Annotated in this window: 23 protein-coding genes and 1 other RNA gene; 14 read left to right on the top strand and 10 right to left on the bottom strand. The window is 61.6% G+C overall.

Features of this window, described 5'->3' with window-relative positions:
* The first annotated feature begins 2 nt into the window (after positions 1 to 2).
* From ACSQ17_RS09655 to rhtB, 3 genes are all read left to right on the top strand, one after another.
* Positions 3 to 584 carry a mechanosensitive ion channel domain-containing protein gene (locus ACSQ17_RS09655; RefSeq protein ID WP_436070456.1) on the top strand — a complete coding sequence of 194 codons (582 nt, stop codon included), beginning with the start codon at positions 3 to 5 and terminating at the stop codon, positions 582 to 584.
* A gap of 6 nt (positions 585 to 590) precedes the next feature.
* Positions 591 to 1,358, top strand: a complete 768-nt coding sequence (locus tag ACSQ17_RS09650; protein WP_436068412.1) for a TerC family protein — start codon at positions 591 to 593, stop codon at positions 1,356 to 1,358.
* Between the two features lie 85 nt (positions 1,359 to 1,443).
* Positions 1,444 to 2,073: a homoserine/homoserine lactone efflux protein gene (gene rhtB, locus ACSQ17_RS09645; protein ID WP_233685523.1), complete on the top strand. Its 630-nt coding sequence runs from the start codon at positions 1,444 to 1,446 to the stop codon at positions 2,071 to 2,073.
* Between the two features lie 15 nt (positions 2,074 to 2,088).
* Here the strand turns inward: rhtB and ACSQ17_RS09640 are convergent, their stop codons facing one another.
* Positions 2,089 to 2,862 carry an SDR family NAD(P)-dependent oxidoreductase gene (locus ACSQ17_RS09640; protein WP_436068411.1) on the bottom strand — a complete coding sequence of 258 codons (774 nt, stop codon included), beginning with the start codon at positions 2,860 to 2,862 and terminating at the stop codon, positions 2,089 to 2,091.
* 121 nt (positions 2,863 to 2,983) lie between these two features.
* On the opposite strand from ACSQ17_RS09640, the gene ACSQ17_RS09635 reads away from it, so the two are divergent.
* Complete coding sequence (locus tag ACSQ17_RS09635) at positions 2,984 to 4,876, top strand: FTR1 family protein (RefSeq protein ID WP_436068410.1); 1,893 nt, start codon at positions 2,984 to 2,986, stop codon at positions 4,874 to 4,876.
* Between the two features lie 63 nt (positions 4,877 to 4,939).
* Positions 4,940 to 5,392 carry a YaiI/YqxD family protein gene (locus tag ACSQ17_RS09630; RefSeq protein WP_436070455.1) on the top strand — a complete coding sequence of 151 codons (453 nt, stop codon included), beginning with the start codon at positions 4,940 to 4,942 and terminating at the stop codon, positions 5,390 to 5,392.
* A gap of 3 nt (positions 5,393 to 5,395) precedes the next feature.
* Here the strand turns inward: ACSQ17_RS09630 and ACSQ17_RS09625 are convergent, their stop codons facing one another.
* Both ACSQ17_RS09625 and elbB read right to left on the bottom strand, forming a co-directional pair.
* The gene (locus ACSQ17_RS09625) at positions 5,396 to 5,866 is read right to left on the bottom strand and encodes a thioesterase family protein (RefSeq protein ID WP_233685519.1); all 471 of its coding nucleotides are present in this window, start codon (positions 5,864 to 5,866) and stop codon (positions 5,396 to 5,398) included.
* Between the two features lie 137 nt (positions 5,867 to 6,003).
* Positions 6,004 to 6,666: an isoprenoid biosynthesis glyoxalase ElbB gene (elbB, locus tag ACSQ17_RS09620; RefSeq protein ID WP_436068409.1), complete on the bottom strand. Its 663-nt coding sequence runs from the start codon at positions 6,664 to 6,666 to the stop codon at positions 6,004 to 6,006.
* Between the two features lie 399 nt (positions 6,667 to 7,065).
* On the opposite strand from elbB, the gene ACSQ17_RS09615 reads away from it, so the two are divergent.
* From ACSQ17_RS09615 to ppk1, 3 genes are all read left to right on the top strand, one after another.
* Entirely contained in the window at positions 7,066 to 8,301 is a 1,236-nt protein-coding gene (locus tag ACSQ17_RS09615) for a sterol desaturase family protein (protein ID WP_436068408.1), read from the top strand.
* 242 nt (positions 8,302 to 8,543) lie between these two features.
* Positions 8,544 to 9,557 carry a porphobilinogen synthase gene (hemB, locus tag ACSQ17_RS09610; protein WP_436068407.1) on the top strand — a complete coding sequence of 338 codons (1,014 nt, stop codon included), beginning with the start codon at positions 8,544 to 8,546 and terminating at the stop codon, positions 9,555 to 9,557.
* A gap of 19 nt (positions 9,558 to 9,576) precedes the next feature.
* Complete coding sequence (ppk1, locus tag ACSQ17_RS09605) at positions 9,577 to 11,781, top strand: polyphosphate kinase 1 (protein WP_436068406.1); 2,205 nt, start codon at positions 9,577 to 9,579, stop codon at positions 11,779 to 11,781.
* 58 nt (positions 11,782 to 11,839) lie between these two features.
* Here the strand turns inward: ppk1 and ppx are convergent, their stop codons facing one another.
* Positions 11,840 to 13,342, bottom strand: coding sequence for an exopolyphosphatase (gene ppx, locus ACSQ17_RS09600; protein WP_436068405.1), 1,503 nt, complete (start codon positions 13,340 to 13,342; stop codon positions 11,840 to 11,842).
* Between the two features lie 279 nt (positions 13,343 to 13,621).
* Here ppx and trxA point away from each other — a divergent pair, with 279 nt between their 5' ends.
* The 4 genes from trxA (at position 13,622) to ACSQ17_RS09580 (ending at position 18,143) form a co-directional block, all read left to right on the top strand.
* Positions 13,622 to 13,948: a thioredoxin TrxA gene (gene trxA / locus ACSQ17_RS09595; protein ID WP_090241426.1), complete on the top strand. Its 327-nt coding sequence runs from the start codon at positions 13,622 to 13,624 to the stop codon at positions 13,946 to 13,948.
* A gap of 247 nt (positions 13,949 to 14,195) precedes the next feature.
* Positions 14,196 to 15,455: a transcription termination factor Rho gene (gene rho / locus ACSQ17_RS09590; protein WP_436068404.1), complete on the top strand. Its 1,260-nt coding sequence runs from the start codon at positions 14,196 to 14,198 to the stop codon at positions 15,453 to 15,455.
* A 253-nt stretch (positions 15,456 to 15,708) separates the two neighbouring features.
* Positions 15,709 to 17,175, top strand: coding sequence for a 4-hydroxy-3-polyprenylbenzoate decarboxylase (gene ubiD / locus ACSQ17_RS09585; RefSeq protein WP_436068403.1), 1,467 nt, complete (start codon positions 15,709 to 15,711; stop codon positions 17,173 to 17,175).
* Complete coding sequence (locus ACSQ17_RS09580) at positions 17,175 to 18,143, top strand: CDP-6-deoxy-delta-3,4-glucoseen reductase (RefSeq protein ID WP_436068402.1); 969 nt, start codon at positions 17,175 to 17,177, stop codon at positions 18,141 to 18,143. Before ubiD ends, ACSQ17_RS09580 begins: the two co-directional genes overlap by 1 nt.
* Before the next feature lie 54 nt (positions 18,144 to 18,197).
* On the opposite strand, the gene ACSQ17_RS09575 is transcribed toward ACSQ17_RS09580, so the two are convergent.
* The gene (locus ACSQ17_RS09575) at positions 18,198 to 19,175 is read right to left on the bottom strand and encodes an NADPH:quinone oxidoreductase family protein (RefSeq protein WP_436068401.1); all 978 of its coding nucleotides are present in this window, start codon (positions 19,173 to 19,175) and stop codon (positions 18,198 to 18,200) included.
* A gap of 159 nt (positions 19,176 to 19,334) precedes the next feature.
* On the opposite strand from ACSQ17_RS09575, the gene ACSQ17_RS09570 reads away from it, so the two are divergent.
* Positions 19,335 to 19,745 (top strand): flagellar basal body-associated protein FliL, encoded by a 411-nt coding sequence (locus ACSQ17_RS09570; RefSeq protein WP_233685509.1) that lies wholly within the window; start codon positions 19,335 to 19,337, stop codon positions 19,743 to 19,745.
* A 17-nt stretch (positions 19,746 to 19,762) separates the two neighbouring features.
* Here ACSQ17_RS09570 and ACSQ17_RS09565 read toward each other — a convergent pair whose 3' ends face one another.
* The gene (locus tag ACSQ17_RS09565; protein ID WP_233685508.1) at positions 19,763 to 20,212 is read right to left on the bottom strand and encodes an EVE domain-containing protein; all 450 of its coding nucleotides are present in this window, start codon (positions 20,210 to 20,212) and stop codon (positions 19,763 to 19,765) included.
* Between the two features lie 168 nt (positions 20,213 to 20,380).
* On the opposite strand from ACSQ17_RS09565, the gene ACSQ17_RS09560 reads away from it, so the two are divergent.
* Positions 20,381 to 20,512 carry a hypothetical protein gene (locus ACSQ17_RS09560; RefSeq protein ID WP_257778974.1) on the top strand — a complete coding sequence of 44 codons (132 nt, stop codon included), beginning with the start codon at positions 20,381 to 20,383 and terminating at the stop codon, positions 20,510 to 20,512.
* Between the two features lie 42 nt (positions 20,513 to 20,554).
* Here ACSQ17_RS09560 and ACSQ17_RS09555 read toward each other — a convergent pair whose 3' ends face one another.
* From ACSQ17_RS09555 to ACSQ17_RS09540, 4 genes are all read right to left on the bottom strand, one after another.
* Positions 20,555 to 21,151 (bottom strand): 5-formyltetrahydrofolate cyclo-ligase, encoded by a 597-nt coding sequence (locus tag ACSQ17_RS09555; protein ID WP_436068400.1) that lies wholly within the window; start codon positions 21,149 to 21,151, stop codon positions 20,555 to 20,557.
* Between the two features lie 49 nt (positions 21,152 to 21,200).
* Positions 21,201 to 21,379: non-coding RNA, 6S RNA (gene ssrS, locus ACSQ17_RS09550), on the bottom strand.
* A gap of 33 nt (positions 21,380 to 21,412) precedes the next feature.
* The gene (locus tag ACSQ17_RS09545) at positions 21,413 to 21,727 is read right to left on the bottom strand and encodes a cell division protein ZapA (protein WP_233685506.1); all 315 of its coding nucleotides are present in this window, start codon (positions 21,725 to 21,727) and stop codon (positions 21,413 to 21,415) included.
* Positions 21,727 to 21,933 (bottom strand): TIGR02449 family protein, encoded by a 207-nt coding sequence (locus tag ACSQ17_RS09540; protein WP_233685505.1) that lies wholly within the window; start codon positions 21,931 to 21,933, stop codon positions 21,727 to 21,729. Before ACSQ17_RS09540 ends, ACSQ17_RS09545 begins: the two co-directional genes overlap by 1 nt.
* Positions 21,934 to 22,005: the final 72 nt, after the last annotated feature.

Below are 22,005 nucleotides of genomic sequence, written 5' to 3'. Positions count from 1 at the left end.
ACATGACCCTGCCAACTCTTGAGTGGTTGATGACCTGGAGCGAGCCGCTGCTGCGCACCGGCCAGGTGATTCTGATTCTGCTGCTGGCCTGGCTGCTGCAGCGCATCCTCACGCGCGGCATTACCCGCCTGGGCAACCGTTACCCGCAGTTGCCGGCTGAGCTGTTGATGCCGCTGCGGGGCCTGCTGCGCTGGCTGGTGCTGGGCAGCGCCTTCATGCTGGTGCTCGAGCGCCTGGGCGTTTCCGCGCAGGTGCTGTGGGGCGCGCTGACTGGCTTTGTGGCCGTTGCGGCGATTGCCTTCTTCGCCATCTGGAGCGTGTTGTCGAACATGTTCTGCGCGCTGCTGATCTTCGCCATGGGCCCGTTTCGTATCGGCGACTGCATCGAAGTGCTGGAAAGCGCCGACAAGCCGGGGGTGCGTGGCCGGGTGGTGGCGATCAACCTGTTCTATACCACCCTGGAAGATCTCAGTGGTGATGCGCCCGGTGCCTGGGTGCAGATTCCCAATAGCCTGTTTTTCCAAAAAGCCGTGCGCCGTTGGCGCAATGGCGAACTCCCCACACCGCGAAACAAAGAGGTTTAAGCATTTATGGAATGGTTGGCCAGCCCGGAACTCTGGGTCGCTTTTCTGACATTGACCGCCTTGGAAATTGTCCTCGGCATCGACAACATCATCTTTATCTCGATCCTGGTCAGCCGTCTGCCCAAGCATCAGCAACCGAAAGCGCGCTTCTTCGGCCTGGCTCTGGCCATGGGCACGCGGATTCTGCTGCTGCTGTCGATCAGCTGGGTAATGCGCCTGACGGCCGACCTGTTCCATGTGTTCGAGCAAGGTGTTTCCGGACGTGACCTGATCCTGTTCTTCGGTGGACTGTTCCTGTTGTGGAAGAGCACCGCGGAGATCTTCCACAGCCTGGAAGGCGAAGAAGAAACCCAAGCCGTCGGCGGTAAGACCTATGGCTTTATGGGCATCATCGTGCAGATCGCGATCATCGACATCGTGTTCTCCCTGGATTCGGTGATCACCGCTGTCGGCTTGGTCGACAACGTGCCGGTGATGGTCGCGGCCATCGTGATCTCGGTATTTGTGATGATGCTGTCGGCTGGCACCATCAGCGACTTCATCGACAAGCACCCGAGCCTGAAAATCCTCGCCCTGTCGTTCCTCATCGTGGTGGGTACTGTACTGATCGCCGAAGCTTTCGAGGTGCATGTGCCGAAGGGTTATGTGTACTTTGCCATGGCCTTCTCGCTGGCGGTGGAAGCCGTCAACATCCGCATGCGCACAGCCCGTGCTCGGGCCCGCAAGGAAGAAGAGCCGGATGCGGTGCAGCTGCGTAAAGATCTGCCGAACTGATCGACAGGCTGGGCGCGGTAACTGACAAGGGGTAGGCTAGTGGCCTACCCCTTTTTTATTCCGCTGACTGTAATGGAGAAGTGCCATGGCACTGGAAACCTGGCTTGCGTTCTTTGTGGCCTGTTGGGTCATCAGCCTGTCGCCGGGTGCCGGGGCGATTGCCTCGATGTCGGCCGGGCTGCAATACGGCTTCCTGCGTGGTTACTGGAATGCCCTGGGCCTGCAACTGGGTCTGGCCTTGCAGATCGCCATCGTGGCGGCGGGTGTCGGGGCGATTCTGGCGGCTTCGGAATTGGCCTTCAGCCTGATCAAGTGGTTTGGCGTGGTCTATCTGGTGTACCTCGGCTATCGCCAGTGGCAGGCGTTGCCCAGCGAGATGAGCGCGCAGACCGAGCGGCCCATCGGTCGCCCGCTGACTCTGGTGCTGCGCGGTTTTCTGGTCAACTTCAGCAACCCCAAGGCGATTGTGTTCATGCTCGCGGTGCTGCCGCAGTTCATCAATCCACAGGCGCCACTGCTGATGCAGTACCTGGTGATGGGCGTGACCATGATCTGCGTCGACCTGATCGTCATGGCCGGTTACACCGGTTTGGCTGCTCGGGTGCTGGGCGCGCTGCGTTCGCCGCGTCAGCAGAAGCTGATGAACCGCACCTTTGGCGCACTGTTTATCGGCGCGGCGGCGTTGCTGGCCAGCGTGCGCCGCGCGCCGGTCTGATCTTGGCCGGTATCGCTACCAGGGAATCGGCTGGCCATCCCAGCCCCAGAAGGTGCCGGTCTGTGCCGGGCCGTGCTGCTCAATCTGCGCCAGCAGGCATTCCGCTGAATAGTGAGGAGTAAACAGCTTGTCGGCGGGCACATTGGCCTGAAAGGGTTTCGACAGGGCAGTGTCGGTGGTGCCAGGGTGCAGGCTGAGCACGCAGCTGTTGGGGTTGAGCCGGCTCAGTTCGATGCTCGCGGTATGCAGCAGTTGGTTTAGCGCAGCCTTGCTGGCGCGGTAGCTGTACCAGCCGCCGAGGCGGTTGTCGCCAATCGAGCCGACCCGCGCCGACAGCGCCGCCACCGTGCAGGGGTGCCGGCCACGCAGCAGCGGCAGCAGGTGCTTGAGCAGCAGGATCGGCGCAAAGCTGTTGCGCTGAAAGGTCGCCAACAACCCCTCAAGGCTGATCTGGTTCAGGCCTTTCTCGGCTTTCGCGTCACCATCTTGCAGCACGCCCACCGTACACAGCAGCAGATGCAGGTGCGGAATGCTCGCGCGCAGTTGAGTGGCCAACGTTGCCAGTGCCTGTTCATCGCACACATTCACATCAAGGCAGCGCAGGCGTTGGCCGTAGTGTGCTTGCAGCTCCAGCAGGCCATGCGCCTGGCTGGCGTGGCGGGCGATAGCCCATACCTCAGCCACCTCCGCGCGCGCCAGCAGCTGCGTTGTCATGGCCAGGCCGATCCCGCGGCTGGCGCCGCAGACCACTGCATGGGCCGGTTCTTCCAGGCGTTGCCAGAAACTCATCGGGTCACTCCTGTCGGCTTGCGACAATCCGTCGCGGGCCATGGTCGATCAGTGGTTGAGGAAAATCATTAGGAGGGTAACAATCGAATGTCATCCATTCGTATTTGGGATTTACTCCTATATGACTTCCGTATTGCGTTACTTCAGTTGGTTGCTGGTGCCCGTGCTGGCCCTGTGCAGCCTGACTGTCATGGCCGAGCCCCTTGAGGGCGCGGCGCAAGCTCTGCATCTGCTCGGTTACCTGGGCGCTGACTACCCTGCCACTGTGGCCAATGGTCAGGTGATCGACTCCGGCGAGTACCGTGAGCAGCTTGAGTTTCTGACTGTACTGCAAGGGCTGATCGTTGCGCTGCCAGCGCGTAATGAGCAAGCCGAGCTGGAGCAGGGCGTGGCCAGCCTGCGCCAGCGCATCGAGCAGCGTGTCGAGGGCAGCCAGGTCGCGCAGCAGGCGCGGCAGTTGGCCGCGACCCTGGCCACGGCCTACGGCGTTAGCCAGACCCCGGCCATCACCCCTGACCCTAGCCGTGGCGCGCCGCTGTTCGCCCAGCATTGCAGCGTCTGTCATGGCGCCAGCGGTGCGGGTGACGGGCCGGCGGGCATCGGCCTGGAGCCGCCGCCGGCCAACCTGCGCGATCTGACGCGACTCAATCGCCTGAGCCTGTATGACCTGTTCAACACCATTGGCCTGGGCATCGACGGCACGGATATGGCGGCCTTTGCCGACCAGCTGGATGAGCGCCAGCGCTGGGATCTGGCCAGTTATATCGCTGGTTTCAGTGCCGAACCGGTTGCGGCAGGTGAGCCGTTCAGCCTGGCCGCGCTGGCCGGCACGACCCCGGATGAAGTGACGGCCGCGCAGGGCGAGGCGGCGGCTGTGCGCTTTCGCGCCCAGCGTGCTCAGCCGCCGGTGCAGCAGCGCGGCCCGTTGCAATTGATCGAACACACCCGCATGACCCTGGAGCAGAGCCTGGCGGCTTACCGTGCCGGTGAGCACGAGCAGGCCTATGACCTGTCCGTCGGCGCTTATCTGGAGGGCTTCGAGCTGGTCGAAAGTGCCCTGGATAACCTCGATTCGGTGCAGCGCAAGACCACCGAGCGTGCCCTGATGGCTTACCGCCAGGCGCTGCAGGATAGTTTGTCGGTGCCGCAGGCGGCGCAGCGACTGGAGCAGGCCAAGGCCGAGCTGGCGACGTCTGCCGCCTTGCTCGATGGCGATGGTCTGTCGAGTTCGCTGAGCTTCTTCTCCAGCCTGCTGATTCTGTTGCGCGAAGGGTTAGAAGCGATTCTGGTGTTGGCGGCGATTCTGGCTTTTCTACGCAACACCGGTCAGCAGCAGGCGGTGCGCAGCGTGCACATCGGTTGGGGCCTGGCGCTGCTGGCTGGGGTGGCCACCTGGGCACTGGCGGCGTACCTGATCGATGTCAGCGGTGCGCAGCGTGAGTTGCTGGAAGGTGTGACGGCGTTGTTTGCCAGCGTGATGGTGCTCTGGCTCGGGGTATGGATGCATGACCGCCGGCATGCGGCGGCCTGGCAGGATTACATCAAGAGCAGTTTGGTCGGTGGCGGTGGGCGTTTCGGCTTTGCTGTGCTGGCGTTCTTCTCGGTGTACCGCGAGCTGTTCGAGGTCATCCTGTTCTATGAAACCCTCTGGCTGCAGGCCGGCCCGCAAGGCCACGGCATGGTGCTGGCCGGTGCAGCGGCGGCGCTGGTGCTGCTGCTTGGGTTGGCCTGGGTGATCCTGCGCGGCTCACGCAAACTGCCGCTGGCAACCTTCTTCGGTGCCAATGCCGTGCTGCTCTGTGTGCTTTCGGTGGTGTTTGCCGGCCACGGTGTAGCGGCGTTGCAGGAAGCCGGGGTGCTCGGTACACAACCGGTGGCCTTCTTCGAGTTCGACTGGCTGGGCATTCATGATGACGCCTACAGCCTGGCGGCGCAGGCCACGGCGCTGGCGGCCATCGCCCTGCTGTATGGGCGCAGCTGGCTGGGCGAGCGGCGCCGTCTGGCTCAGGCTTGATGCACCGCTGTTGCCGGCATGGCTTACCATGCCGGCTTTGTTGTGTCTGGAGAGTACCGGGTGATGCGAGTCTGGATTGATGCCGATGCCTGCCCCAAGGCAGCCAAGGATCAGGTGGTGAAGTTCGCCCTGAAGCGGCGTTTCGAGGTGCTGCTGGTGGCCGGTCAGGCACAGATCAAACCGGCTTACAGCTGCGTACGGCTGATCGTGGTGCCCAGTGGCCCGGATGCGGCGGATGACTACCTGGTGGAGTATGCGATGCCAGGTGAACTGGTGATTTGCAGTGACGTGCCGCTGGCTGACCGCCTGATAAAGAAGGGCGTGGCCGCCCTTGATCCGCGTGGTCGCGAGTTCGACGAACGCAACATGGGCGACAAGCTGGCAGTACGTAACCTGTTTACCGAGCTGCGCGAGCTGGGCCAGGTTGGTGGCGGTCAACCGCCGTATGGTGAGCGCGATAAACAGGCGTTCGCCAATTCACTTGACCGTATCCTCACCCGCTTGCAGCGCAGTTAGATTCTAGCCACACAGGTAAGTGCCAGTGCCTACAGCCACCAAGGTGCCGTCGTCGCTGTGCAGTTCGCTGCGCACCACCGCCACCTTGTTGCCGGTGCGCAGCAGCACGGCGCTGGCAGTAAAGCGCTGGCCACGGCCGGGGCGCAGGTAGTCGATACGCAGGTCGATGGTGCCGAGTTTGGACAGCCGCGCCATGCGCTCGGCGCTGGACAGGTGCTGGTGCTTGTCGAACGCGCCGATCAGCGCCATGGCCCCGCCACAGACGTCCAGCAGCGAAGAAATCACCCCGCCATGCAGAATGCCGTGGACGAAGTTGCCAATCAGCTCGGGCTTCATCGGCAGGTGCATGGTCACGCGCTGGGTGCTCAGTTCATCCAGCTCGATACCGAGCATCTGATTGAAAGGAATGCGCTGAAAGAAGTTGCTGACCGCCTGTTGCAGTTCAGCGGTGAGCTCAAACGGTGGGTTGCTCATGGAGATCGTGCCTAGGCGAAGGGATGTTCAAGCTGCCGCACTCTGGCTGATCTGGCCAGTGGCGCGGCTGGAGTGCCGCGCGCATTGGCGTGATTGGCTTGCTATCAACCTGATCGGTGGCTGATCAAGTTACAGACTCAGGCCGGGTGGCTGAGCTCTAGCACCCGATCCACCAGCTTGTTGATCCCGGCGGCTGCCTCGCTGATCGATTGGGCGAGCATATAAGCCGGGGTGGTTACCAGCTTGCGCTCGGCGTCTTCGACAATCTCGCTGACTTCGCACTCGTGGTGTTCGGCACCCATCTGCACCACGGCCGCAGCGGTTTCGTGGTCCTTGCCGATGGTGCAGATCACGCCGCTGCCGAAGATCTTCGCGGCCAGCGCCGGGGCGATGCACATCAGCCCCACCGGTTTGCCAGCACTGACGAAGGCTTGGGTGGCACTCAGTACATCCGCCTGCACCGTGCAGTTGGCGCCGCTGATGGCGAAGTCGGAAAGGTTCTTCGCCACACCGAAACCGCCCGGCAGGATCACTGCATCGAAGTCGCCAACGTGCAGTTCCTTGACGTCCTTGATCTGGCCGCGGGCAATCCGTGCGGACTCGACCAGTACGTTACGTGTGTCGTCCATTTCGTCGCCACTGTAATGATCGACCACGTGCAGCTGCGGCACGTTGGGGGCAAAGCACTGCACCTGAGCGCCACGCTGATCGAGGCGCAGCAGGGTCAGCACACTCTCATGGATTTCCGCGCCGTCGTAGACGCCACAGCCGGAAAGAATCACCGCGACTTTCTTGTTCATCAAGTTCTCCTGAATTGCCAGCTGTACCGGATTGAGTCGTGTTTTATGAGCGTAAGCCACGACCTTGCGAGCTAGAGCACTGCAAGGCGCAACGTTAGTAACAGCCTACGGCTGTTCAAAACGGCGAGGAAGCGGAGTGTACTTTTGTACATGAGCAGTACTCGTTTCACTCGCCCTTCGGGCCACACTAAAGCGCGTTAGCCGCAAGCGGCTTGCCGAGCCTGTTTTTAACGCCGCAGGGCCGACGCGCAGCAGGTCGTAACAGTTCTAGCTGTCGCCATATGCCACCCAGGTTGGCATGACGCGCCGCGAGGCGCTTGCAGCGCTGGGCTAGGATTCATTCAGCAATCCTAGCCGTTAGCCGCGTGCTGCGATATGGCCTATGCCACAGGTGAAACCATGAATTACATCCTCTACGCCGTGCCGTTCTTCTTTGCCCTGATCGCCCTTGAGCTATTGCTCGACCGCTGGCGCGGGGTCAGCACCTACCGTTTCTCCGATGCGCTCAACAGCCTCAGTGCCGGCGTGCTGTCGACCACCGTGGGCCTGCTGACCAAGGCTGTCGGGCTGCTCACCTACACCCTGGCCTGGCAGCACTTTGGTGCGTTCGAGTTATCTGCCAGCAGCCTGTGGGTCTGGCTGTTCGCCTTTGTCTTCTACGACTTCTGTTATTACTGGAATCACCGTCTGGGCCATGAACGCAATGTGCTGTGGGCGGCGCACTCGGTGCACCACCAGAGTGAGGACTACAACCTCTCCACAGCGCTGCGGCAGACCAGCACCGGCTTTATCTTCGGCTGGATCTTCTATCTACCGATGGCGCTGATCGGTGTGCCGCCACTGGTGTTTCTGACCGTGGCCGCGTTGAACCTGCTGTACCAGTTCTGGGTGCACACCCGGCACATTCCCAAACTGGGCTGGTTCGAGTGGTTCTTTATCACCCCGTCCAACCACCGGGTGCACCATGCGCAGAATGCTGTGTATATGGATCGCAATTACGGTGGTGTGTTCATTCTCTGGGATCGGTTGTTCGGCACCTTTCAGGAGGAACTGGACGAAGAGCCGGTGATCTTTGGCGTGACCACGCCGCTGGCCAGCTGGAACCCGCTGTGGGCCAACGCGCAGTTTTATGTGGCGCTGTGGCGTGATGCGGTGCGGGCCGAGTCCTGGTGGGACAAGCTGCGCATCTGGTTTATGCGCACCGGCTGGCGTCCTGTCGATGTTGCGGCCAAGTACCCGCAGAGCAAGCCGGATCTCAGCCAGTTCGTCAAATTCGACGTGCCGCTGAGCCTGGCGCAGAAGCTCTATGCCGGTGTGCAGTTCAGCCTCTATGTGGTGGCCGGCACCGTGCTGCTGGGCATGGGCGACACTTTGAGTCTGGCGCAGGCGCTGTTGGGCATCGTCTGGATGGCCGTGGGGCTGACGATCATCGGCAGCTGGCTGGAAAACCGGCCGACGGCCAAGCGTCTGGAGATACTGCGTCTGCTGCTCAACCTGCCGGCGGCCTGGCTGGCCCTGCAGCTTGGCCTGCTGACCGCTCAGCCACTGCTTTGGGCGTTGCTGCTGGGTTACAGCCTGCTGAGCCTGGGCGCACGGTTCTGGACCCCGCGCGGGCAGGATGCCGTGCCCGCCTAGGTGCTATGCCGTGCTGTACCAACAACGATGGACAGGCGCAGGCCTGTCCATCGTTGTGCGTTTCAGCCGGCTCAAAACCTCGGTATGGCCGTGTTATGGCATATCCGCAGGCGGGCAGCGGCGCTATGCTTGCTGGGCTTGCGGCAAGCGGTCGCAGCGCTGTCGTGTGTTGTCATACTTTGGTCATAATGACCGCTTATAACTGTCACACTCGCCCGTTGCTACGGGCTTCGGAGCCTGCCGTGAGCTTTACCCCCGCCAATCGCCTGTTTCCCGCCACTCGCCTGCGTCGCAACCGCCGCGATGATTTTTCCCGGCGCCTGGTGCGGGAAAACCGCCTGAGTGTCGATGACCTGATCCTGCCGGTGTTCGTCCTCGACGGCGAAAACCGCCGCGAAGCGATTGCCTCGATGCCAGGCGTCGAGCGCCTGTCCATCGACCTGCTGCTCAAGGAAGCCGAGCACTGGGTGGCGCTGGGCATTCCGGCGCTGGCGCTGTTTCCGGTGACGCCGCTGGAGAAGAAATCCCTGCTGGCTGAAGAAGCCTGGAACCCGGACGGCATTGCCCAGCGCGCCATCCGTGCCCTGCGTGCGAAATTCCCTGAGCTGGGGGTGATCAGTGACGTGGCGCTGGACCCGTTCACCACTCACGGCCAGGATGGCATCCTCGATGAAAGCGGCTACGTGCAGAACGACATCACCGTCGATGCCCTGGTCAAGCAGGCGCTGTCGCACGCCGAAGCCGGTGCTCAGGTGGTCGCACCGTCGGACATGATGGACGGCCGCGTACAGGCGATTCGTGAGGCGCTGGAGCTGGCCGATCACAGCAATGTGCGGATCATGGCCTACTCGGCCAAGTACGCCAGCGCGTACTACGGCCCGTTCCGCGACGCAGTGGGTTCAGCGGCCAACCTGGGCAAGGCCAACAAGGCCAGCTACCAGATGGACCCGGCCAATGGCGACGAAGCGCTGCATGAAGTGGCCGCCGATCTGGCCGAAGGCGCCGATATGGTCATGGTCAAGCCGGGCATGCCTTACCTGGACATCCTCTGGCGGGTCAAAACGGAATTCAAGGTGCCGACCTTTGTCTATCAGGTCAGTGGTGAGTACGCCATGCACATGGCGGCGATCCAGAATGGCTGGTTGGGCGAAGCTGTGATTCTTGAATCGCTGACGGCTTTCAAACGTGCGGGTGCCGATGGCATCCTGACTTATTTCGCCGTGCGTGCGGCAGAACTGCTGAAGCAGGGGCAGTAAGGCCCCACAGGAACTCCAGATGAACACCGAAGGACTCAGTAACAGCGAATTGCACGACGCCCAACCGGTCGTCGAGGACGCCGCCGTGGTCGAGGCGCCGCCTGCCGAAGCCCCCGCTCCGGTTGCCCCGGCCCCTGTGGTGATCCACAACCTGGATGACAGCAGCCTGTATATCCACCGCGAGCTGTCGCAGCTGCAATTCAATATCCGCGTGCTGGAACAGGCGCTGGATGAGTCCTATCCGCTGCTCGAGCGCCTGAAGTTCCTGCTGATCTTCTCCAGCAACCTCGACGAGTTCTTTGAGATCCGCGTCGCCGGCCTGAAGAAACAGATCAACTTCGCCCGTGAGCAGGCCGGCGCCGACGGCCTGCAACCGCACCAGGCGCTGGCGCGGATTAGCGAGCTGGTGCACGAGCAGGTTGAACGGCAGTACGCGATCCTCAATGACACGCTGTTCCCGGCACTGGCCAAGCACAACGTCAATTTCATCCGCCGCCGTTACTGGACCACCAAGCTCAAGGCCTGGGTACGCCGCTATTTCCGCGACGAAATCGCGCCGATCATCACCCCCATCGGCCTCGACCCGACGCACCCGTTCCCGCTGCTGGTGAACAAGAGCCTGAACTTTATCGTCGAGCTGGAAGGCGTCGATGCTTTCGGTCGCGATTCTGGTCTGGCCATCATCCCAGCGCCGCGTCTGCTGCCGCGGATCATCAAGGTGCCGGAAGAAGTCGGCGGGCCTGGCGACAACTATGTGTTCCTCTCGTCGATGATCCACGCGCACGCCGATGACCTGTTCCAGGGTATGAAGGTCAAGGGCTGCTACCAGTTCCGTCTGACCCGTAACGCCGACCTGTCGGTGGACACCGAAGACGTTGAAGACCTGGCCCGCGCTCTGCGCGGCGAGTTGTTCAGCCGCCGTTATGGCGACGCGGTGCGCCTGGAAGTGGTTGATACCTGCCCGCGGCCGTTGCTGGATTACCTGCTCAAGCAGTTCAGCCTGAGCGAAAGCGAGCTGTACCGGGTCAATGGGCCGGTCAACCTGACGCGCCTGTTCAGCATCACCGGCCTGGAAAGCCATCCGGAGCTGCAGTACACGCCGTTCACTCCGGTGATCCCCAAGCTGCTGCAGAACGCCGAGAACATTTTCAGCGTGGTCAGCAAGCAGGACATCCTCCTGCTGCACCCGTTCGAGTCCTTCACCCCGGTGGTCGACCTGCTGCGCCAGGCCGCGAAAGATCCGCACGTGTTGGCGATCAAGCAGACGCTTTACCGCTCCGGGGCCAACTCGGAGATCGTCGATGCACTGGTCGAAGCCGCACGTAACGGCAAGGAAGTCACTGCGGTGATCGAGCTGCGCGCGCGCTTCGATGAAGAGTCCAACCTGCAACTGGCCAGCCGCTTGCAAGCGGCCGGTGCCGTGGTGATCTACGGTGTGGTCGGCTTCAAGACCCACTCGAAGATGATGCTGATCCTGCGTCGCGAGAATGGCGAAATCCGCCGCTACGCGCACCTGGGTACCGGTAACTACCACGCCGGCAACGCGCGTCTGTACACCGACTACAGTCTGCTGACTGCCGACGTCGCGCTCGGTGAAGACGTATCCAAGCTGTTCAGCCAACTGATCGGCATGGGCAAGACCCTGCGCATGAAGAAGTTGCTGCACGCGCCGTTCACCCTGAAGAAGACTCTGCTCGACCTGATTGCCAAGGAAACCGCTGCCGCGGCCGAAGGCAAGCCGGCGCAGATTATCGCCAAGTTCAACTCGCTGACGGATCCGAAGATCATCCGCGCGTTGTACAAGGCCAGCCAGACCGGGGTGAAGATCGATCTGGTGGTGCGCGGCATGTGCTGCCTGCGCCCGGGTATTGCCGGGGTTTCGCATAATATCCAGGTGCGTTCGATCATCGGCCGCTTCCTTGAGCACACCCGGGTCTACTACTTCCTCAATGGCGGCGACGAGCTGATCTACCTGTCCAGCGCGGACTGGATGGAGCGCAATCTCGATAAACGCGTGGAGACCTGCTTCCCGGTGGAAGGCAAGAAACTCATCATGCGCGTGAAAAAGGAGCTGGAAAGCTATCTGACCGACAACACTCAGGCTTGGGTGTTGCAGCCGGACGGCCGCTACCTGCGTACCAGCCCGAGCGGTAACCAGAACCCGCGCAGTGCGCAGGCCGGTCTGCTGGAGAAGCTGACTGCGCCGTTGATCACCGCCCGCTAAGCAAGGCTGCGGATAACCCTCTCCCGCGTACGGGGGAGGGTGCGTCGGGTGGGAAGGGTTAGCTTACGACCAGTTCGATCGCGATGCGCTTGAGCCACTCGGCTTCCTGGGTGAAGTCGGCCTGGGTCAGTGGGTTGTTCTCCAGCCAGCCTGCGGGAAACTGAATCTCCAGACGCTGTTCAGCCGCCTTGAGCTGCACGTTGGGCATTTCCTGAGTGCCACGGATGTGGTGGAACAGGATGGCAAAACGCAGCAGTACGCACAGGCGGATCAGCTTGATGCCTTCGGCGCCGAACTCGGCAAATTTGTCCTTGGGGATATTGCGTCGGTGGCCGCGCACCAAAAGCGCGAGCATCTGCTGATCCTGGCGCGAGAAGCCGGACAGATCCGAGTGCTCGACCAGGTAAGCGCCATGCTTGTGGTACTGGTAGTGGGCGATGTCCAGGCCTACTTCATGCACCTTGGCCGCCCAGCTGAGCAGCTCGCGGTGCCAGTCATCTTCCAGTTGCCAATCTTTGGCCACCTTCTCCAGCGCCGAGAGCGCCTTGCTTTCGACACGCGCGGCCTGCTCCAGGTCGACGTGATAGCGCTCCATCAGCGAAGTCAGGGTGCGTTCACGCACGTCTTCATGCTGATGGCGGCCCAGCAGGTCATACAGCACGCCTTCGCGCAGTGCACCCTCGGAATGGCTCATGCGCTGGATATCACAGGCATCGAAGATGGCTTCAAGAATCGCCAGCCCGGCAGGGAAAATGCCCCGGCGATCAGGCTTGATGCCGTCGAGGTCGAGCTTTTCCGCCTCGCCGATCTTGAACATCTTGCGCTTGAGCCAGGCCAGGCCCTGGGTGTTGACCTCGCCCGAGCCCAGCCCGGCAGCCTGAATGGCTAAACCAATGGCCTTGATGGTGCCGGACGCGCCAACGGCATCTTCCCAGCCCAGGCGTCGCAGGGCGTGCTCGATGCCCATGATTTCCAGGCGTGCGGCGGTGTAGGCCTGGGCATAGCGCGCTGGGGTGATCTTGCCGTCCTTGAAGAACCGTTGAGTGAAGCTCACGCAGCCCATCTGCAGGCTTTCGCGCAGCAGCGGTTCGAAACGCTGGCCGATGATGAATTCGGTGCTGCCGCCACCGATGTCGGTGACCAGGCGTTTGCCGGGGGTATCGGAAATGCTGTGCGACACGCCGAGGTAGATCAGTCGCGCTTCTTCACGGCCGGATATGACTTCCACAGGATGGCCGAGAATTTCCTCGGCACGGCGAATAAATTCGCTGCGGTTACGTGCTTCACGCAGGGCGTTGGTGCCCACCACGCGCACGGCGCCTTCCGGCAGGCTGGCGGTCAGCTGGGCGAAGCGGCGCAGGCAGTCAAGGCCACGCTGCATGGCCTCTTCACTGAGCAATCGCTGTTCATCGATGCCGGCTGCCAGCTGCACCTTATCGCCGAGGCGCTCGAGGATGCGGATCTCGCCATGGTCGGCTTTGGCCAGCACCATATGGAAGCTGTTGGAGCCCAGGTCGATAGCTGCAATCAAGGGAAAAGACTCGGCAGGGGTATGCGGCATGACAGAACCATCTCAATGCGTAACCGCGTCATCGTGCCACGATAGCCTAGCCCCGCCAACGCATACTGATGTCGCAGGCCTGTTACCTGGTCGCTATTGCCGGGCGCATACAGCAGCGGCGCAGAGCTTGCCGGCTGTCTGAATAAATTGTGACAGCGGCGCAGGCGCGACCGTTTTGCAGGCATGCCATAGATAAGCTCAATTGCTGCTGCCTTCCTGTGTAGGGAAAGCCGGGCTATGATGTCGGCCATCTTTTGCTTCCGAACACGGAGACTTTCCATGAGCGAATTCATCACCAACGTCAGCGATGCCAGCTTCGACCAGGATGTTCTGCAGGCCGAAGGGCCGGTGCTGGTCGACTACTGGGCTGAGTGGTGCGGCCCGTGCAAAATGATCGCGCCGGTGCTCGATGAGATCGCCCAGACCTATCAGGGCAAACTGAAAGTCTGCAAGCTGAACATCGACGAAAACCAGGATACCCCGCCGAAATTCGGTGTGCGTGGCATCCCGACCCTGATGCTGTTCAAGAACGGCAACGTTGAAGCCACCAAGGTTGGCGCGCTGTCCAAGTCGCAGCTGGCGGCCTTCCTCGACAGCAATATCTAAGTCGTATCGTGCGCTAAAAGCCCCGCCAATCGCGGGGCTTTTTTCTGTCCGGGCGCTAGACGTATGAATAAAGCCGGTGTTACATTCGGCCTCGCTGCATTTCCTATGCAGCCCCCTGCAAGCCGTCGCCGACGCATTCCTATTCGAATCTTTCGATATACAAGCAGGCGATCAAGTCGCCTTCCCAGCGGCACGGCCTCCCAAGCTGAACAGCTTATTTCCCCTCCTTCATGATTACGTCATTCCTATGAATCTGACCGAACTCAAGCAAAAGCCGATCACCGAACTGCTGGAACTCGCCGAACAGCTGGGCCTGGAAAACATGGCCCGTTCGCGCAAGCAGGACGTCATTTTCTCGCTGTTGAAAAAACACGCAAAAAGCGGTGAGGAAATCTCCGGTGATGGCGTGCTGGAGATTCTCCAGGACGGTTTCGGCTTTCTCCGCTCTGCGGATGCCTCGTACCTCGCTGGCCCCGATGACATCTACGTCTCGCCGAGCCAGATCCGCCGCTTCAACCTGCGTACCGGCGACACCATCGTTGGCAAGATCCGCCCGCCGAAAGAAGGCGAGCGTTACTTCGCCCTGCTCAAGGTCGACACGATCAACTACGACCGTCCGGAAAACGCCAAGAACAAGATTCTGTTCGAAAACCTGACGCCGCTGTTCCCCAACAAGCGCCTGGTCATGGAAGCCGGTAACGGCTCCACCGAGGACATCACCGGCCGGGTGATCGACCTCTGCGCACCGATTGGCAAGGGCCAGCGCGGCCTGATCGTCGCACCGCCAAAAGCCGGTAAGACCATCATGTTGCAGAACATCGCGGCGAACATCGCGCGTAACAACCCCGAGTGCCACCTGATCGTCCTGCTGATCGACGAGCGCCCGGAAGAAGTGACCGAAATGCAGCGCACCGTGCGCGGCGAAGTGGTCGCCTCGACCTTCGACGAGCCGCCGACCCGTCACGTGCAGGTTGCTGAAATGGTCATCGAGAAGGCCAAGCGCCTGGTCGAGCACAAGAAGGATGTGGTCATTCTGCTCGACTCCATCACCCGTCTGGCGCGCGCCTACAACACCGTGATCCCAAGCTCCGGCAAGGTGCTCACCGGTGGTGTTGACGCCCACGCCCTGGAGAAGCCGAAACGCTTCTTCGGCGCTGCGCGTAACATTGAAGAAGGCGGCTCGCTGACCATCATCGCCACCGCGCTGGTGGAAACCGGCTCGAAGATGGATGAAGTGATCTACGAAGAGTTCAAAGGCACCGGCAACATGGAGCTGCCGCTGGACCGTCGTATTGCCGAGAAGCGTGTGTTCCCCGCGATCAACATCAACCGCGCCGGTACTCGTCGCGAAGAGTTGCTGACTGCCGATGACGAACTGCAGCGCATGTGGATTCTGCGCAAGCTGCTGCACCCGATGGATGAGATTGCCGCCATCGAATTCCTCACCGACAAGCTGAAAGCGACCAAGACCAACGACGAGTTCTTCCAGTCGATGAAGCGTAAGTAAGAGGATCTACTGCGCATCGGTGATGCTGCGTTAAAAACAGACTCAGAATGCTCATGTACAAAAGTACACTCCGCTTCTTCGCCTGTTTTTGCCTTGCCTGACCTTCGCTCGCTACGATCCTAAACATACGCACCTACAAAAGCCGGGTAAGCCCGGCTTTTGTGTTCCTGGGTATTGGCTTTCCCTTCTGAAAGCCTGACTTCGGCGCTAAACTTTGCGGCCGACTCTTGCCTGTCCGACACGAGGCTTCAGCATGCAGTATCGCGACCTGCGCGACTTTATCCGTGAACTGGAAAAGCGTGGCGAACTCAAGCGCATCCAGACCCCGGTATCGCCGGTTCTGGACATGACCGAAATCTGCGACCGCACCCTGCGCAAGGGCGGCCCGGCGCTGCTGTTCGAAAAGCCCACTGGCTTCGATGTGCCGGTGCTCGGCAACCTGTTTGGCACGCCCAAGCGCGTGGCGCTGGGCATGGGCGCCGAAGAGGTGTCCGAGTTGCGCGAGATCGGTAAGTTACTGGCCTTTCTCAAGGAGCCTGAGCCACCCAAGGGTCTCAAGGATGCCTGGAGCAAGCTGCCGATCTTCAAGAAGGTCATTGCCATGGCGCCCAAGGTGGTCAAGGACGCGCCCTGCCAGGAAGTGATCGAGGAAGGCGAGGACGTCGACCTGAGCAAGCTGCCGGTGCAGACCTGCTGGCCGGGCGATGTGGCACCGCTGATCACTTGGGGCCTGACCATTACCAAAGGCCCGAACAAAGAACGCCAGAACCTCGGTATCTACCGCCAGCAGGTGATTGGTCGCAACAAGGTGATCATGCGCTGGCTCAGCCACCGTGGCGGTGCGCTGGACTACCGTGAGTGGTGCCAGAAGCACCCGGACAAGCCCTACCCGGTTTGCGTCGCGCTGGGTGCCGATCCGGCGACCATTCTCGGCGCCGTAACACCAGTGCCCGATACCCTGTCCGAATACGCCTTCGCCGGTTTGCTGCGTGGTCATCGCACCGAGCTGATCAAAGCCCGTGGCAGTGACCTGCAGGTGCCGGCCAGCGCTGAAATCGTCCTCGAGGGCGTGATCCATCCGGGCGAAACCGCGCCGGAAGGCCCCTACGGCGACCACACCGGCTACTACAACGAGGTCGACACCTTCCCGGTGTTCACCGTCGAGCGCATCACCCGTCGGCGTGATCCGATCTACCACAGCACCTACACCGGACGGCCGCCGGATGAGCCAGCGATCCTCGGCGTGGCGCTGAACGAGGTGTTCGTGCCGATCCTGCAGAAGCAGTTCCCGGAGATCACCGACTTCTATCTGCCGCCGGAAGGCTGTTCCTACCGCATGGCGGTGGTGACCATGAAGAAACAGTACCCCGGCCACGCCAAGCGCGTAATGCTCGGTGTGTGGTCGTTCCTGCGACAGTTCATGTACACCAAGTTCGTTATCGTCACCGACGACGATATCAACGCACGGGACTGGAATGACGTGATCTGGGCGATTACCACGCGCATGGACCCCAAGCGCGACACGGTGATGATCGACAACACGCCGATCGACTACCTCGACTTCGCTTCGCCGATTTCCGGTCTGGGCTCGAAGATGGGGCTGGACGCCACCCACAAATGGCCGGGTGAGACCACCCGCGAGTGGGGCCGGACTATCGTTCAGGATGACGCGGTCAAGCAGCGCGTCGATGCGCTGTGGTCTGAGCTGGGAATCGATTGATGAAAGTCACCCTGAACCCTTCGGGTGCTGTGCTGGACGTGCAGCCGCGCGAGCGCATTCTCGATGCGGCGCGGCGGTTGGGCTACGACTGCCCGCAGAGTTGTCGCAATGGCAACTGCCATATCTGTGCGGCGCTGCTGGTTGAAGGCCGTGTGCAGCAGGGCGGGGTCGAGCTGAGTCAGGGCGAGCTGTTCACCTGCTTGGCTGAGCCGCTGCAGGACTGTGTGCTGCACTGGGACGGCGTGCTTGCACCGGGCGAGCTGCCGGTGCGTGAACTGGCCTGCCAGGTCGTCAGCTGTGACGAGCAGGGTGGCGATGTGTTCCGTTTGCGCCTGCAAGCGCCGGCTGGCAAAGCGCCGCGTTACCACGCCGGGCAATACCTGCTGCTACAACGTGATGGCGACGATTACGCGGCCTTCTCCCTGGCCTCTGCCCCGCATCGTGGGCGTGAGCTGGAGTTGCATGTACTGGCCCGCGATGAGGCCACGGTGGCGCTGATTGCCCAGCTGCGCCGCAGCGGCTTGGTGCGGGTAAAGCTGCCGTTTGGCGATACTCACTTGGCCGAGCTGCCGAATGGCCCGCTGGTGCTGATCGCTGCCGGTACCGGCATGGCGCAGATGCACAGCCTGATCGAACACTGCCGCGCCGCCGGCTTTGCCCATCCGGTGCACCTGTACTGGGGCGCACGTCGTCCGGACGACTTCTACGAGCTGGAGCACTGGGCACAGTGGCAACAGGTGCCCAACCTGTTCCTGCATCAGGTGGTCAGTGATCAGTGCGGTTGGCAGGGGCGTTGTGGTCTGTTGCATGAGGCGGTGCGCGAAGACTTCGCCGACCTCAAATCGCTGCACGTCTACGCCAGTGGTTCACCGGCCATGGTTTACGCCACGCTCGATGCGCTGGTGGAGGCCGGGATGGATGCTCATCAGATGCGTGCGGATGTATTCGCCTACGCGCCGCGTGGCTGAGTCCCTCGCATAAAAAAGGCCGCCTGATGGGCGGCCTTTTGCTGCGTGTTGGGTTTAGCGCACGCTGACGACGACTTTGCCCACTGCCTTGCGCTGGCCGAGGGTGTTGATCGCCTCGCCCGCCTGGGCCAGCGGGAAGGTTTGCGACACCAGCGGCTTGAGCTTGCCTTCGGCGTGCCAGGCAAACAGCTGCTGGAAGTTGGCGGCGTTGTCCTGCGGCTGACGCTGGGCGAACGCGCCCCAGAATACGCCGACTACGGCCGCGCCCTTGAGCAGGGTCAGGTTGACCGGCAGTTCGGGGATGCGTCCGCTGGCAAAGCCCACCACCAGCAGACGGCCATTCCAGGCGATGGAGCGGATGGCCGCGTCGAACAGGTCGCCGCCCACCGGGTCATAGATCACGTCGGCGCCCTGGCCACTGGTCAGGCGCTTCACTTCGTCCTTCAGGCTGCTTTCGCTGTAGTTGATCAGTTCGTCAGCGCCTGCGGCCTTGGCCACTTCGAGTTTCTCCGCGCTGCTGGCTGCGGCGATCACCTTGGCGCCCATGGCTTTGCCGATTTCCACAGCCGCCAGGCCGACACCACCGGATGCGCCGAGCACCAGCAGGGTTTCCCCCGGTTGCAGGTTGGCGCGCTGTTTGAGGGCATGCATCGAGGTGCCGTAGGTCATGCCGAAGGCGGCGGCGCTGGCAAAATCCATGCTCGCCGGGATTGGCATAACGTTGTAGCCGGGCACTGCCACTTCTTCGGCAAAGCTGCCCCAGCCGGTCAGGGCCATCACCCGGTCGCCGACCTTCAGGTGGCTGACTTTTTCACCGACGGCGGTGACCACGCCGGCTGCTTCGCCACCCGGCGAGAACGGGAAGGGCGGTTTGAACTGATACTTGCCTTCGATAATCAGGGTGTCGGGGAAGTTGACCCCGGCCGAATGGACTTCGAGCAGCACTTCGTTCTTCTTCGCTTCGGGGCTGGCGATTTCTTCCAGTACCAGGGTTTCGGCGGGGCCGAAGGCTTTGCACAGCACGGCTTTCATCGGGCTTTTCCTCTGCGGTTGATGGCCATGCAGTGTAGGTGTGAGGGCGCCACGGTCAACGAGCATGGCTGTGCCTGATAGCCATGCATAAGCCTGGGGCTTGGGCCGCTGCCTGAGTGTGGCTATGCTAGAGACTGAACTCTTGAGGAATACACGCCTGTGAAAGCCTGGATCGCATTGCTGTTGGCCCTGTCCCTGCCCCTGACGGCGCAGGCTTCGGAAGACAAGGAAGCCAAGGAGGGGGCGGCCCCCGTGGTGTCCTATGTCACGCTGGTGCCGGCACTGGTGGGTAACTTCGGTGAGGGCCCCAAGCTCAAGTTCTATAAGGCGGACCTGTCCCTGCGGGTCACCGGCGCGGACGTAGAAGCCAAGGTCAAACACCATGAGCCGCTGATCCGTAATCAGCTGGTCATGCTGTTCTCGCAGCAAACCGAGCAGGCCATGGCCGCGCCCGGTGCCCGTGAAACGCTACGCGCCGAGGCCCTTAAACAGGTGCAGGAAATCCTCACCCAGGAAGAAGGCAAGCCGCTGGTGGAAGATTTACTGTTCAACAATCTGATTATTCAGTGAGTCTGCGTTGCGCTGTTTCAGCGCAACGCGAGAACGGCAGCCCATTCCTCAGCCCCAACCGGCATTACCGACAGGCGACTGCCTTTCTGCACCAGCGGCAGTTCCAGCAGGGCGCTCTGGGCTTTCAACTGGGCCAGCGGGATAACTCGTTTGAAGGCCTCGACAAAAGCCACATCGATAGCGCTCCAGGGATTCTTGGCGGCGCTGGCCTTGGCGTCGAAGTAATGGCTGTCAGGCTCCAGGGCCGTTGGGTCGGGGTAGTGCGCCGAGACGATGCGGGCGATCCCGGCAATGCCCGGTTCCGGGCAGCTGGAATGGTAGAAAAAGAACAGATCGCCCGGCTGCATGCTGCGCACGAAGTTACGCGCCTGGTAATTGCGCACCCCATCCCAGCGTGCTTGCTCCAGCCGTTGCAGGTCGTGGATGGATAATTCGTCGGGTTCTGACTTCATTAGCCAATAAGGCATGAACTTTGCTCCTGTGGGTCAGTCCGTTAACGGGCATGGGCTTGCCGCAAACTCTCCGTCACGCTGGGTTTTACCTGTTTGACGGTGCGGATGGCCGCCGTTGCTGGATCTATAACAATAATGGCTGCGGGAACACCGCGCGCTATGCCTTGAAGGGGGAGGCATTGAATGAAACGTAAACCAGATGTGTTGTGGGTATTGGTGATTCTATTCAGCCTGGGCGTGGTAACCACGGGTTACACCCAGAGCCTGTGGGAACGCCAGCCTGCGCCGGTGGTGCAGCTCAAAGCGGCAGGCTAAACCGGTTATGTACCGCAGGGAGCGCGGTACCGCTTCACTCCGTCAATACCACGCCTTGTCCGTCACAGTGCCTTGCAAGGGCACGTCCCAACTGGCCATGCTCAGTCGTTCGACCTGCTGACACTCATGCGCCAGGCCCAATAACGTCGGTTTGTGCCAATTTTTGCGCAGTGCGCGGTAGGCCAGGCTGCGGTCATAAAACCCTCCGCCCATGCCCAGGCGCGCGCCGTGGCGGTCAAAACCGACCAGGGGCAATAAAACCAGATCCAGTGTCCAGACCTTGCGCTGCTGCTTGCGGTTGCGTCGTGGCTCGTCAATGCCGAAGCGGTTTTTCTGCAAGCGTTCGCCAGGGCGAATACGCTGAAACACCATCTTGCTGCGTGGCCAGGGGCTGAGCACCGGCAGGTAGGTCGCCTTGCCGCGCTGCTGCGCCGCACGCAGCAGTGGACGCGGATCGATCTCGCCATCATTGGGCAGGTACAGGGCAATCTGCGTCGCGCGGCGAAACAGCGGGTGCTGGGCGAGTTGCCGGTACAGCCCGCGTGCAGCACAGCGTTGAGCCTGCCGGCCGAGTGCGCGGCGCTTTGCACGCAGGTGCCTGCGCAGTTGCGCGCGACTCAGTGCAGAGGTATCGGTCATGGGTTTGAGCAGGCGCTGTTGCCACGGCTGGGCAACAGGCTGGAAAGGATGACTCCCCGACGTGCCGCTGTCGGTTTAGCCCTTGAACCCGAAAGTTCAAGGTGGAGGTTGCAGGAGGCGTTAAGGCTTTCCGTCAGGCGGACATGCACACCGGCCTCAACATGCAACCCCCGGGTTTGTGCGTATCGGCTCAGGGACATCACCAACTGGCGCACACTCCAGGGAGCTGTGGCCAGTATACCCGAAAGCGTCTGCGCGTAATCAGCTGCCTTGCTCATCGGCATCCCGTGCCAGAGCGCTGTCGACCCGGTTGAGCAGGCTGCGTACCTGTTCGCGGTTGGCGCCGGCCTGCTGATCAAGGTGTTGCTGTTTGTGTAGCAGGTCGTGGGTGATGTTCAGGGCAGCCATCACGGCAACGCGGTCGGCACCGATGACTTTTCCGCTTGAGCGAATCTCGCGCATCTTGCCGTCCAGGTAACGTGCGGCGCTTTCTAGATTGCTGCGTTCATCGCTCGGGCAGGCGATGCAATATTCTTTGTCCAGAATCTGGACGGTCAAGGTATTCGACTGGGTCATTAATCCTGCTCCAGGGCTTTGAGGCGCGAAATCATGGATTCGACCTTGTGCCGGGCCATTTCGTTCTTTTCAATTAAGTGCGCGCGTTCTTCGCGCCAGGCCTTTTCGCTCGTCAGAAGCTGTCGGTTTTGCGCTTTGAGCTGCTCGACGCGCTGGATAAGCAGGTCCAGCTTGGTCGTGAGGGCATGCAGATCGGCGTCTTCCATGGGTTCTCTACTCGCGGGTATATGAGCGGGACGGACAAGCGGAAAATAGCGTTTTTCAGTCGTCTTCGACAG

It is taken from the genome of Pseudomonas sp. LjRoot71 (genome assembly GCF_964253255.1).
GTDB lineage: Bacteria > Pseudomonadota > Gammaproteobacteria > Pseudomonadales > Pseudomonadaceae > Aquipseudomonas.
The sequence above is the reverse complement of the archived record's forward strand: the minus strand, read 5'-3'. Positions and strand labels throughout refer to the sequence as shown.